At 45.0% G+C, this 12,505-nt stretch carries 11 protein-coding genes; 5 read left to right on the top strand and 6 right to left on the bottom strand.

Going from position 1 to position 12,505, the window contains the following annotated elements:
* Positions 1 to 106: 106 nt before the first annotated feature.
* Positions 107 to 253 (bottom strand): hypothetical protein, encoded by a 147-nt coding sequence (locus tag NIES593_RS23915; RefSeq protein ID WP_175561033.1) that lies wholly within the window; start codon positions 251 to 253, stop codon positions 107 to 109.
* Positions 254 to 760: 507 nt separating this feature from the next.
* Here NIES593_RS23915 and acs point away from each other — a divergent pair.
* The 3 genes from acs (at position 761) to NIES593_RS04575 (ending at position 4,905) form a co-directional block, all read left to right on the top strand.
* Positions 761 to 2,740, top strand: coding sequence for an acetate--CoA ligase (gene acs / locus NIES593_RS04585; RefSeq protein WP_073598532.1), 1,980 nt, complete (start codon positions 761 to 763; stop codon positions 2,738 to 2,740).
* 154 nt (positions 2,741 to 2,894) lie between these two features.
* Positions 2,895 to 3,440, top strand: coding sequence for a P-loop NTPase family protein (locus tag NIES593_RS04580; RefSeq protein ID WP_073598456.1), 546 nt, complete (start codon positions 2,895 to 2,897; stop codon positions 3,438 to 3,440).
* A gap of 127 nt (positions 3,441 to 3,567) precedes the next feature.
* Entirely contained in the window at positions 3,568 to 4,905 is a 1,338-nt protein-coding gene (locus NIES593_RS04575) for a TIGR03279 family radical SAM protein (protein ID WP_073598455.1), read from the top strand.
* 91 nt (positions 4,906 to 4,996) lie between these two features.
* Here the strand turns inward: NIES593_RS04575 and NIES593_RS04570 are convergent, their stop codons facing one another.
* From NIES593_RS04570 to fabI, 5 genes are all read right to left on the bottom strand, one after another.
* Positions 4,997 to 6,283 carry a glutamyl-tRNA reductase gene (locus tag NIES593_RS04570; protein ID WP_073598454.1) on the bottom strand — a complete coding sequence of 429 codons (1,287 nt, stop codon included), beginning with the start codon at positions 6,281 to 6,283 and terminating at the stop codon, positions 4,997 to 4,999.
* A 239-nt stretch (positions 6,284 to 6,522) separates the two neighbouring features.
* Positions 6,523 to 7,560: a class II fructose-bisphosphatase gene (gene glpX / locus NIES593_RS04565; protein ID WP_015143994.1), complete on the bottom strand. Its 1,038-nt coding sequence runs from the start codon at positions 7,558 to 7,560 to the stop codon at positions 6,523 to 6,525.
* A gap of 214 nt (positions 7,561 to 7,774) precedes the next feature.
* Positions 7,775 to 8,269 (bottom strand): hypothetical protein, encoded by a 495-nt coding sequence (locus NIES593_RS04560; protein ID WP_073598453.1) that lies wholly within the window; start codon positions 8,267 to 8,269, stop codon positions 7,775 to 7,777.
* A gap of 156 nt (positions 8,270 to 8,425) precedes the next feature.
* Positions 8,426 to 9,061, bottom strand: coding sequence for a chorismate lyase (locus NIES593_RS04555; RefSeq protein ID WP_073598452.1), 636 nt, complete (start codon positions 9,059 to 9,061; stop codon positions 8,426 to 8,428).
* 249 nt (positions 9,062 to 9,310) lie between these two features.
* Entirely contained in the window at positions 9,311 to 10,087 is a 777-nt protein-coding gene (fabI, locus tag NIES593_RS04550; protein ID WP_073598451.1) for an enoyl-ACP reductase FabI, read from the bottom strand.
* 222 nt (positions 10,088 to 10,309) lie between these two features.
* On the opposite strand from fabI, the gene ntcA reads away from it, so the two are divergent.
* Both ntcA and NIES593_RS04540 read left to right on the top strand, forming a co-directional pair.
* Positions 10,310 to 10,987, top strand: a complete 678-nt coding sequence (gene ntcA, locus NIES593_RS04545) for a global nitrogen regulator NtcA (protein ID WP_073598450.1) — start codon at positions 10,310 to 10,312, stop codon at positions 10,985 to 10,987.
* A gap of 13 nt (positions 10,988 to 11,000) precedes the next feature.
* Positions 11,001 to 12,461 carry a DUF3084 domain-containing protein gene (locus NIES593_RS04540; protein WP_073598449.1) on the top strand — a complete coding sequence of 487 codons (1,461 nt, stop codon included), beginning with the start codon at positions 11,001 to 11,003 and terminating at the stop codon, positions 12,459 to 12,461.
* Positions 12,462 to 12,505: the final 44 nt, after the last annotated feature.

Raw genomic sequence — 12,505 nt, 5'->3', positions numbered from 1 at the left:
TCTAGGCAATTTACTTAAGTGAGTTTGATGATGTAAGTAATACCGTTTTTGGGACAACCTGTAAGGAGTTAGACACTGAAGCAGCATTTATATCATTTTTCATTCATTAATGACACAGATAGTCGATCGCCCTCACCCCTAACCCCTCTCCCAAATAGGGAGAGGGGAGAAGAATGTCGATCGCGAAAACCTGAAAATTGGTATAAGTACTGACAAGATAGACACAAGTTCGGAAAACAGTCGATTTTTTCAATTCTGCTCGCTTGTCAGCCCCGCGATTTATTCAATAGTAATAATTACAAAAATTCAATGAATAAAGATAGCGATCGCGCCGCAAAAGTCGCATTTACAATTTTTAATTTGGATTAGTTTTTTGAAACCATCAAAGAAATTTATTCAACTCAAACAAAACACCTCAAAAATTCCACTGTTTCTTCTGTCAAAAACGACTTTGACGTTTAGGAAAGAAGTCAGCGATAGAATATCGCTACCTCATATTTCAAGTCGTCTTCATCCGACTAAAGAAGTGTTGCAGTCCATTTTAATGGATTCAGTCCGTCAGCTGGGAAATTAATTTCCATGGGCCTGTTGCGAAACTGACGATTGAATTTAACTATCGTGTTTTATTTCTTCACTATTGTTTAAAAAACTTTGCATACTGCGTTGAATGATTTTCTGTGCCAAAAGAGCTTAAAAAACATTTAGTATCGCTCTCTCATGACAAAATAGTGATAGGTATTCTATGACAAGCAAAATTAATATGACACAAGCAACGCAAGCAACCATAGAATCAATCCTTCAGGAAAAGCGTTTATTTGCGCCCCCGCCGGAGTTTTCTCAACAAGCTTATGTGGGCAGCTTCAGCGAATACCAGCAGCTTTATGATAAAGCCAAAGCCAATCCAGAGCAGTTTTGGGGAGAATTAGCCGAGCAGGAATTACACTGGTTCCAGAAGTGGAACAAAGTTCTCGACTGGCAACCTCCCTTCGCCCAATGGTTTGTCGGCGGCAAGATTAACATTTCCTATAACTGTCTCGACAGACATCTCACCACCTGGCGCAAAAACAAAGCGGCTTTGATTTGGGAAGGAGAACCAGGAGACTCGCGCACGCTGACCTATGCCCAATTGCATCGGGAAGTTTGCCAGTTTGCCAATGCCATGAAACAATTGGGCATTAAGAAGGGCGATCGCGTCGGCATTTATATGCCCATGATTCCCGAAGCCGCGATCGCAATGCTAGCCTGTGCGAGAATTGGTGCGCCCCATAGCGTTGTTTTTGGCGGTTTCAGCGCCGAAGCCCTCAAAGATCGACTCGTAGACGCGCAAGCCAAGCTGGTAATTACCGCAGATGGAGGCTATCGCAAAGATAATATCATTCCCCTCAAAGAACAAGTCGATCGCGCCCTAGCCGATAACGGCGCGCCAACCGTGGAAAATGTCTTAGTCGTTCGACGCAGCCAACAACAAATTCATATGGAACCGGGGCGCGACCATTGGTGGCACGACCTCAAACAAGAAGTATCTGCCGATTGCCCTGCCGAACCAATGGACAGCGAAGACGTGCTTTTCATCCTTTACACCAGCGGTAGCACGGGCAAACCCAAGGGAGTCGTTCACACCACCGGAGGCTACAATCTCTACACCCACATGACAACCAAATGGATCTTTGATATCAAAGATACCGATGTTTACTGGTGTACGGCGGATATAGGCTGGATTACGGGTCACAGTTACATTATCTATGGTCCCCTATCAAACGGTGCGACGAGTTTAATGTATGAAGGCGTGCCCCGTCCCTCCAATCCTGGCTGTTTTTGGGATATCGTCGAAAAATACGGGGTAAATATCTTCTACACCGCACCAACAGCGATTCGGACATTTATTAAGATGGGCGAACATCTGCCCAAAGCCAGAGATCTCTCTTCCTTGCGACTGTTGGGAACGGTCGGCGAACCGATTAACCCCGAAGCGTGGATGTGGTATTACCGCGTTATTGGCGGCGAACGGTGTCCGATTACCGATACTTGGTGGCAAACGGAAACGGGAGGTCATATGATTGCGTCCTTCCCCGGTGCTATTCCCATGAAACCCGGTTCTGCGACGCTTCCTTTTCCCGGCGTTGTTGCCGATGTCGTGGATTTAGATGGCAATCCCGTTAAAGGTGAAGAAGGAGGATACTTAGTTATCAAACATCCCTGGCCCGGCATGCTGCGTACCGTCTATAACAATCCCGACCGCTACCGCAGCACCTATTGGGAACACATTCCTCCCAAAAACGAACAATATGTTTACTTTTCTGGGGATGGAGCGAGAAAGGATAAAGACGGTTACTTCTGGATAATGGGTCGCGTAGACGACGTGATAAATGTTTCCGGGCACCGTCTGGGGACGATGGAAATCGAATCTGCCTTGGTATCTCATCCTGCCGTCGCTGAAGCGGCGGTCGTCGGCAAACCCGATGAGGTGATGGGCGAGTCAATCGTTGCTTTTGTTACCCTAGAAAGTAAGTATAGTCCTAGTGAAGGGCTGATAAACGAGCTGAGACAACACGTGAGTAAAGAAATTGGACCAATCGCGCGTCCGGGAGAAATTCGCTTTACCGATGCTTTGCCTAAAACGCGATCGGGTAAAATTATGCGTCGTTTGTTGCGCAGCATCGCATCGGGTCAAGAAGTGGCAGGCGATACCTCGACGCTAGAAGACCGCAGCGTACTCGATAAGTTGCGAGGTGGGGCATAAACTTGTTTCTTTAAGGGGCAATTCAAAACGGTATGCGATCGCGCTTTATGGTTATTAACGCGATCGCACCTTAAATTGCTTTAGTATTAACCCAGCATAATAAGTCTAAATAAGAGGTATAAGGGGTGATTCGATCGCACAAAAGAAGATTGCTATGAAAAAAGTTGCAGTATTTGGCAACACTGGAGGCGGTAAATCAACGCTAAGCAAGAGATTATCGGAAATTACTGGTTTGCCACTTCACGCCTTGGACAAGATTAAATATCAATCGGGGGGTACTGAGGTTCCACACGAAGACTACAAGCGTGCCCATCAGAAAATCTTGGAGACCGATCGATGGATTATTGACGGGTTTGGTTGCATAGAAACTGTCTGGCTGCGACTTAATGAGGCCGATAGTCTAGTTTTTGTCGATCTACCGCTATGCGTACATTTCTGGTGGGTGACTAAACGAGCGATCGCAGGTTACTTTAAACCGCCCGAAGGCTGGCCCCAAAAGAGTCCAATCTTAAAGAGTTCGATTAATAGTTATCGTGTGCTTTGGTTATGCCACAAATATTTAACCCCAAGATATCGTGAGTATATCAAGCAGGCTCAAAGCACCAAAAGTGTTTATCACATTAGATCTACTCAACAGATTTCACAATTTTTTGAATTAATTGAAAATGATGCCAGTGTTGAAGATAGTTCGCCAACGTAACTATACATTTGCGTGCTACTTGACTCTTGGCAGTGGGATTTGAGGAGCGATCGCGCCATTTTTCGACCCTTCGGATCGATTAGTCTTCTTGATACTATTGAGAACTTCTATATTTTCTTCTTTTATTATGAGCGAAACTTCTATTCGTCCTGCTCGAATCAATAAAGTTATTCCTAACTCTATTGCAGCCGAAATTGGATTTGAACCGGGAGATGCGATCGTTTCTATTAATGGAACTAAGCCCCGCGATCTTATTGACTATCAGTTTCTTTGCGCGGATGAAATTTTAGAAATTGAAGTCATTGACGTTGCCGGAAAAACTCATCACATTGAAATAGAAAAAGACTACGATGACGATCTAGGATTAGAATTTGAAACGGCTCTTTTTGATGGTCTCATTCAATGTAATAATCGCTGTCCTTTTTGCTTTATCGAGCAACAACCACCAGGAAAAAGAGATAGTCTTTATCTCAAAGATGATGACTATCGCCTGAGTTTTCTTTATGGAAGTTATTTAACGCTAACCAATTTAACCCAAAAAGAATGGCAGCGCATCGAGCAAATGCGCCTTTCTCCTCTCTATGTCTCCGTCCACGCCACAGAACCAGAAGTTCGCATTCGCCTCCTAAAAAATCCCCGTGCGGGACAAATCATGGAACAGTTTCAATGGTTTCAAGAAAGGCGCTTACAAATTCACGCTCAAGTCGTTGTTTGTCCCGGTATTAACGACGAAATTCATTTAGAAAAAACTCTTTTAGATTTAGCCTCATTTCATCGAGGAGAAATTCCTGCTGTTGTTTCTGCTGCAGTCGTTCCCGTCGGATTAACTCGCTTTCGTCCTACAGAGGATGAGTTAATTCCCGTCACCCAAGAAAAAGCCACAGAAGTTATCGCTCAAGTGCAGAAATTGCAAGAAAAATTTCGTCAAGAATTTGGAAGTAATTTTGCTTGGCTAGCCGATGAATGGTTCCTCATTGCTCGACAAGAATTGCCATCAGAATCTCACTACGAAGATTATCCTCAAATTGGCAATGGAGTAGGTTCGATTCGTCAGTTTATCAAACAATTCCAAACAACTGCGAAAAAGGTTCTTCCCGATCGACTAAAGAAACCTAGAAAGTTAACTTGGGTAGTAGGAAATGCTGTCGAAATTGCCTTTAAGCCTTTGGTAGAAAAACTCAATCAAGTTCAAGGATTAGAAGTAACTTTAGCTCCTTTGCGCAGCAATTATTGGGGGCAAGAAATTACTGTAACTGGTTTGCTTACCGGACAGGATTTGATAGAAGGATTAAGAGAAAAGGAGTTAGGAGAGGCGATTTTATTGCCATCGGTTATGCTGAAACATGATGAATATAAATTTTTAGACGATTTGACAGTAGAAGAAGTGGCTCGCCAATTAGGAATTAAAATTCTACCCGTCAATGGGGTTGAGGAATTTCTTAAAACTTGTATTAGTGATAAGTGAGTGGTATTCAAGGGAGAGAAATCGTAGAGACGCGATATATTTATTGCGTCTCTACCTGACTTTATTTAATACTTTTTTCAGAGACGACTAACTAGATTACTTGTTTTTCTATTTCCAGATTAAACAACATTTGCAAAGACTGAAGGCATCGCCGACGGGCTTCGATATCTTGCTGCGCCCGCAGTTGTACCATCGGTTCGTGAAGAATTTTGTTAACGATGCCTCTTGTGAGCGCTTCGATGACTTCTTGGTGTTTTTCGGCGAATTCCGTACCCAAGCGCGAGAGGGCTTTTTCTAGTTCTTGCTCGCGGATGGTTTCAACTTTGGAGCGCAAACAACTAATAGTGGGAACGGTTTCGAGCGATCGCCACCACAACTCGAATGCTGCGATTTCTTCTTCTAGCAGGGCTTCAGCTTCTTGTGCCATTTTGCGGCGGCTTTCGTAGTTCTGTGCCACTACTGCTTTGAGATCGTCTACGTTGTAGGACTGAACGCTTTCCATTCCCCCAACATCGGCATGGACGTTGCGAGGCACGGAAATGTCAAATAACATTAACTCGCGATCGCGAGTTAATGAAGCTTCTAATTGCGAGCGATTGATAATCGGTTCTGTGGCGGCAGTACTGGTAAAGACAATATCCGATGCGGCTACCGCACTCATCATTTCTGTCAAAGGATAAAGTTTGAGTTGCACTTCTGGAAACTGACTTGCCAATTCTTCGGCACGCCGATGAGAACGGTTAACGATGCAAATTTGTTGTGTTCCCTTTGCCAACAAGTGCTGGACCAACAAGCGAGACATTTTCCCCGCACCAATAATACAAACGCGACGGGCAGCTAAATTCTCGGCTTTCATGTGCGCCAATTCTACGGCTGCCGAACTGATAGAAACTGCGCCAGTACCGATATTCGTTTCGCTGCGGACTCGCTTGCCTGCCGTCATCGCTTGTTTGAAGAGGCGATCGAGGATTTGTCCGAGACTTTGATATTTTTGTGCCAATTTATGAGTATTTTTAACCTGTGCTAATATTTGTCCTTCCCCTAACACCAGACTTTCCAGTCCTGCTGCGACTCGCATCAAATGGCGTACCGCATCTTGGTGCAATAAGATGAACAAGTACCGCCGCAGTCGATCGAGGGGAATGTGACCGATTTCGGAGAGAAATTGGCTAATTTCTCGCACGCCTTGGTCGGTTTCAGTTGCGATCGCGTAGATCTCCAATCGGTTGCAGGTGCTGATAATTGCAACTTCAATGATGTGAGGGTAGCTTCGCAGGTGAGCTAGGGCGCTTTCTAGCTTGGCTTCTTGAATGCTCAATTTTTCACGAATTTCCACAGGGGCTGTCTTGTGACTCAGACCCACAACAGCAATATTCATGTGTTCTCCTAGAGTTTTTTGTCTTCCGTTGCTCGAATTAAAACTACAGAGGAACTTACCTTACAAGTCTCTAATCTTTGCAATTTAAACGCGATCGGTTCTTAGAGAAAGGATTTGAAAACAAACTTTATGAATCAGACAACGCGATCGTTAATTCTCGATTTCAATTAATGAGTTAGAGGTTAGTTGTTAGTGTTTACTTCCTACTAACTACTAACGACTAACTAATTCCTAACGACCTATCTCAATTGTATTGTCTTGGGCTTCTCAAACATGTGAATCGTATCGACAAAGCGGGCTGTCATCGACTGGGAGGAAATAACTAAGCTTTGCGTTCTCGCGCCGCCATGGAAGAAACGAACGCCTTCCATTAAAGTACCGGGGGTGATGCCGCAGGCAGCAAATAATACCGTTTCTCCGCTTGCCAGTTCTTCGGCGTTGTAGCAGCGATCGGGGTCGCTAATGCCCATTTCCTTGAGACGAGCGATGTTGCCTTCCTTGCTCTCGCCGATCAAGCCAGTCTTGACGATTTCGGGGTCGTAGATCAACTGTCCTTGGAAGTGACCGCCCAAGCAACGCATTGCTGCTGCGGAAATTACGCCTTCGGGCGCTGCACCGATTCCCATCAGCGCGTGAACGTTTGTTCCTGAAAACGCACAAGAAATGGCTGCCGAGACATCGCCATCGCTAATGAGTCGAACTCTCGCGCCAGCTTCTCGAATTTCTTGGATCAGTTCTTTGTGACGGGGACGATCCATCACGATGACGACCAATTCCTCGATCGCGCGATTTAAGCACTCAGAGAGAATTTTGAGGTTTTCTGTTGCCGACTTGTTAATGTCTACATGACCTCTAGCTGCGGGTGGCGCTGCTAATTTTTTCATGTAAAAGTCTGGCGCAGCAAACAAACCTCCTTTCTCGGAAATGGCTAGTACTGCCATAGAACCGTTTTGTCCGTAGGCGACTAGGTTAGTACCTTCGCAGGGATCGACGGCAATATCAATCTCGATCAGTTCGTCTGGATTGCAATAGTCTTTGGCATCCTCGCGGGTACAGATGCCTACTTCTTCTCCGATATAAAGCATGGGAGCTTCATCCCGTTCGCCTTCGCCAATGACGATGCGACCCCGCATATGGATTTTGTTCATCCGCTCCCGCATCGCTTCTACGGCTACGTGGTCGGCGGTATTTTTGTCGCCTTTGCCCATCCACTTGGCTGCGGCGATCGCGGCTTGTTCGACAACTTCAATAATTTCTAAACCCAGCGTACTTTCCACGGAATTTTTCCTCCCAACAGCTTATCTAGTTATTTGGTTTTCCTGGCGTTGTTTGTTCGCTTCACAGTCAAAAGTCTATCAGACAGTGGGAACTCCTTGAAATTAAGTCTGGTCTTGCTAATTGTTAAGTTTTTCTACAAAGAAGGTTTGAAAACACAAAAACCCGTCTTAGGCGGGTTTTTAGTAGCTCGAACGGACAAATTAAGATTTCGATTTATGCCCAAGGATCGGGCATGTGTTTATTAGATGGCGATTTGGATGGTTCGACGGGTTTTGGTGCAGGTTGGTCTCCCACAGGAAAATCAAAAGCGATCGTTGCTTTCCCAGGATCTAATTCTTTGTGTAAATCTTCCCACTCTCCAGAAGCGTTTAATTCTTCATAAATCAGAGACTCTTCAGCAAACAGATTATCAGAAATCATGGTAGCTTCTTTATCGACTGCCAATCCCCTGCCAGGTTGCTGTTGATGGCCCATCTGCTGCGACTCTTGGCTGAAGAAATCTTCAGAAATCATGGTAGCTTCTTTATCGACTGCCAACTCCCTTTTGGGTGAGGGTCTCCTTTCGGGTTCTTTGACAGTAGTGCTTTGAGTAGAAGTTTTTGGCACGGCATCCAACTCTCTTTTGAGTTGTTGAAATTCGCGGGTAAATGTTTCGAGCAAATTCTCTAGGATTTGCAGGCGTTCGGAAAGATTGACAGAAGATGCCATAATCGTAGTCTCCAAGTCTCCAAAGAAGATGGGTGAGTTCTGTAGTTGGTTTATTCTTCTCTACTTACCAGAATTCCCAGAATCTTCCTTGAAGTTACCAACAATTATTTTTTCTCTTGGCAATTTCCAAGTCGTTCAAGCGCGATCGCGAAGCACTTACGCAGACGATCGCGCGTCAGGAGGAATTTCGCTCATCTGCCCTAAATATTTTCTTAAATAGGGAGAAAACACTTCATAAATTAGCGTTATCGGCTTGCCATCGTGCCAAAAGAGGTAATGACGACCCCAAAAAGGTCCTTTTTCGCCGAATGAGACTTCCAATTCCTGGGAATGACCGTAATAGATGCCTTGAATATCTCGGTATAACTCGGCATGCAAGCGCGAGAGGCTTTCCCAAATCGGCAGAGAGCGATTCTGTAGATACTCGTCTACATGGTTGGCATCCCACCAAGAGGCTGCATATGCTAATCTCTGCCCTGATGCTGTACGCAACCAAACCTGTCGTCGCAACCTCGGTTCGGGAACGGCTTTTACCTGATTGGGTGCCCCATCGTCTTCGGTTCCAATCAGAGACATATCGATGACATCCACTTCTGTTTTCTCTCTCGTCAAGAGTTGTAGATGACGAGTCGGCGAACCATCTCCTAGCAGCAATATTTGCCATGTCGGTGCTAGTTGAGCGTGAGGTAATCCTTGGCGAACAACATCTTCACCTCCCTCCCAGATAGGGGTTAGAGAATGCCATTGAGATGCTCGCGTCGTTTCATCATGAGGTTTAAAGGTAGCAGTCAAGGCTCTTTACAAAACTTAACTCTTCGTTAAGCTTATGATAGCAGAAAGCAAGGGATTGATGAGAAGGGGACTGGGAGAGCTGGGAGTGTGGGGGGACAAGGGGGACAAGGAGACTTCTGAGACGGGGAGAACCGGGAGGGTGGAAAGACAAGGGAGGAAACTAACCACCAACCACTAACCACTAACTAATTCCCAATCCTTTCATCCCAAATCCCAAATCCAAAGTAATATAATTTCTGCCGACTTCAGCTACATGCCCATAATTTCGTACCCGGCATCCACATAGATAATCTGTCCGGTGATCCCGCTGGCGAGATCGCTACAGAGAAAAGCGGCTGTATTGCCAACTTCTACTTGGGTAACAGTTCGTCGCAGGGGGGCGACTTTTTCTACATGGTGGATCATATCTAAAATTCCTCCGACGGCTGAGGAAGCAAGCGTGCGGATAGGTCCGGCAGAAATCGCATTAACGCGGATATTGAGCGGACCTAATTCTGAGGCTAGGTAGCGAACGCTCATTTCTAAACCAGCTTTGGCAATTCCCATCAGATTATAGTTGGGAATCACTTTAACGCCGCCTAGATAAGTGAGAGTGAGAATACTTCCTCCCTGACTCATTAAAGGTTTGGCTGCCCTTGTTAAGCTGACGAGAGAATAGGTGCTGATTTCTAGGGCTTGAGTAAAAGCGGCTTTGGGGATCGCGCTAAAGTCGCCTGTCAGTCCTTCTTTGTCAGCAAAAGCAAGACAGTGAATGAGGATATCTAACCTGCCCCATTTTTGCGCGATCGCTTCAAAGGCAGAGGTAATTTGAGCTTCATTCTGCACGTCGCAAGGAACGAATATACTAGGATTAAGAGGGTCTACCAGTTCGCCAACTTTTTTTTCAAAACGCCCCTTGTCATCTGGTAAGTAAGTGACACCGATGTTCGCACCAGCTTTGTGGAGTTGCTGGGCAATTCCCCAAGCAATAGAGCGATTGTTGGCAATGCCAGTGACTAGCGCATTTTTTCCGGTTAAATCTAACATGATCTTGAATCTTTAAATTTGAGCCGCTCAATCCTCCTATTACTAGGATTGGCATGTATAATTTTTGTACGAAAGCGGAAATTATTGCTCTCAATACAATTATTTTGAAGCAAAAAGTACCAAAAACTTTGGCAATTTAGATAAAGTGTTTTATCTATCTCCTAAGTTCAAAACGCCTTAAGGATAGCCTACAACTCACTTTTCCATTGTTTTAAACCCGTGATGGATCTGTCCCTGACTCAAGATAAACCGCTAGCAGCTGTATTCCGACAAATTGGTAGCGGAGGCTTTTCTCCGGTCGTCGAAACGTTTGAGCGAGGAAAAACGATTTTTTTTCCGGGCGATCCTGCCGAAAGAGTTTACTTTTTGCTCAAAGGAGCAGTTAAGCTATCGAGAGTATACGAAGCTGGTGAAGAAATTACTGTTGCCTTGTTGCGAGAAAACAGCGTCTTTGGTGTATTGTCCCTGATTACGGGACAGCGATCCGATCGCTTTTATCATGCCGTTGCTTTTACGCCTGTAGAATTGCTTTCTGCCCCTATCGAGCAAGTAGAGCAATCGCTCAAAAGCAATCCCGAACTGTCGATGTTGATGTTGCGCGGGCTTTCTTCTAGAATTTTGCAGACGGAAATGATGATCGAAACCCTCGCTCATAGAGATATGGGTTCTCGGTTGGTCAGTTTTCTTTTGATTCTCTGTCGAGATTTTGGCATGCCGACTACCGATGGCATTCGCATCGATCTGAAGCTATCTCACCAGGCGATCGCCGAAGCTATTGGTTCTACTCGCGTGACGATTACTCGACTGCTCGGAGATCTGCGCGATCGCGGGATGATTTCCATTCACAAGAAAAAAATAACCGTTCACAATCCAGTCGCTCTCAGCCAACAGTTTACTTAACCGATCGTCTCGAATGACTAGCGCCTACGTCCTAATTACAGCAATTGTTATTTTGGGAGGCTTAATTGCTGTATTGGGCGATCGCTTAGGCAGCAAAATTGGTAAAGCTCGCCTGACACTATTCGGTTTGCGTCCTCGTCAAACGGCGCAGTTAGTCACAGTTTTGACGGGAACGTTAATTGCTCTTTCGACGTTAGGAATTTTGTTTGCCCTAAGTAAATCTTTGCGTCAGGGTGTGTTTGACTTAGATCGGATCCTCAAAGAGAAGAGAGAAGTTGAGAGCGAGTTGGCACGAGTCAAACAACAAAGAAATCAAGTCGAACGAGAACTTTCTGTCGCCAGAAGCGAACAAACAACTGTTGAAGGTCGCCTTCAACAGATCAATCAAAATTTCGCTCGCGCGCGATCGCAATTGAAAACGATTTCTAACCAAGCTAGGACACTGCAAGAAGATATTAAAACGCTACTGGCAGAAAGGCAGCAGCTAGTTCGGCAAAAAAATGACCTATCTCAACAAATTGCTCGATTTCAAGAACAGCTCAAAGTAAAAGATCGAGCCTTAAGCGAACAAGACCAAAAAATTGCCCGACAAACTGAAATTTTAAAACAAAGACAAACTCGTCTTCAGGAGTTAGAAAAACAGCAACGTTTGCTTCAGGGAAAAATCGACGAGCAAGACCGGTTAATCGGACAATTAGATAAGTCAATTTCTGACAAAGACCAAAGTCTTAAAAGCAAAGAAGAACAACTCAAAGAATTAGAATCTCAGCAAGCATTTCTCAAGCGAGAAGTCGAGGTTTTAGAAGACTATTATCAGACTTATCAAGAATTACGAGAAAGGAGAATTGCGATCGTCAGAGGACAAGTTCTCTCCTTTGCTGCCGTTCGCATTGTCGATCCCAATGCAGTAGTGGGAGCGATCGATCGCCTTTTAAGTCAAGCCAATCGTACTGCTATTTCTGCTACTCAACCCAGCAATGAAGAGGTTCGAGAACGAGTCGTTAAAATTACCAAAGCCCAGGTCGAACAATTAATGGCGCAAATTAAGGATGGGCGAGATTATGTAGTACGAATTCTCTCGGCAGGAAACTACGTCCAAGGGGAAAAGGAAGTGCGCGTCTTTGCAGATGTCGCTCTCAATCAAAAGGTCTTCGAGCAAAATGATATCATTGCGACTATCTCGGTCGATTCGGTTGAGGCAAAAGAGCTAACCGAAACCGATCTCCAAAATCGACTCGATATTTTATTGTCGGCTTCGCAATTTCGCGCTCGTCGCTCTGGAATTGTCGGAGATATTCAAGTTGAGGACGGTCGCATTAAAAAGATTTTGAATTTCATCGAGCAACTCAGTCAATCTAAAGATGTTCCCGATGAGATCAAAGCGATCGCATCGGAGACAGCCTACACAGCAGGTCCGCTTAAGTTGCGATTAGTTGCGCTCAAAGACAGCAAAATTCTTTTCAGTACTTATTGACATCAGGGTATGGCTACTGCCATACCCTGATGATTCTTAAATCA

It is taken from the genome of Hydrococcus rivularis NIES-593 (assembly GCF_001904635.1).
GTDB classification, from domain to species: Bacteria; Cyanobacteriota; Cyanobacteriia; order Cyanobacteriales; family Microcystaceae; genus Hydrococcus; species Hydrococcus rivularis.
The sequence above is the reverse complement of the archived record's forward strand: the minus strand, read 5'-3'. Positions and strand labels throughout refer to the sequence as shown.

Excerpts from the sequence above, each read along its gene's own strand:
- NIES593_RS04570 (WP_073598454.1), bottom strand. The coding sequence starts at position 6,283 with ATGAATATTGCTGTTGTGGGTCTGAGTCACAAGACAGCCCCTGTGGAA.
- fabI (WP_073598451.1), bottom strand. The coding sequence starts at position 10,087 with ATGTTAGATTTAACCGGAAAAAATGCGCTAGTCACTGGCATTGCCAAC.
- NIES593_RS04575 (WP_073598455.1), top strand. The coding sequence starts at position 3,568 with ATGAGCGAAACTTCTATTCGTCCTGCTCGAATCAATAAAGTTATTCCT.
- NIES593_RS04540 (WP_073598449.1), top strand. The coding sequence starts at position 11,001 with ATGACTAGCGCCTACGTCCTAATTACAGCAATTGTTATTTTGGGAGGC.
- acs (WP_073598532.1), top strand. The coding sequence starts at position 761 with ATGACACAAGCAACGCAAGCAACCATAGAATCAATCCTTCAGGAAAAG.
- NIES593_RS04580 (WP_073598456.1), top strand. The coding sequence starts at position 2,895 with ATGAAAAAAGTTGCAGTATTTGGCAACACTGGAGGCGGTAAATCAACG.
- NIES593_RS04560 (WP_073598453.1), bottom strand. The coding sequence starts at position 8,269 with ATGGCATCTTCTGTCAATCTTTCCGAACGCCTGCAAATCCTAGAGAAT.
- ntcA (WP_073598450.1), top strand. The coding sequence starts at position 10,310 with ATGGATCTGTCCCTGACTCAAGATAAACCGCTAGCAGCTGTATTCCGA.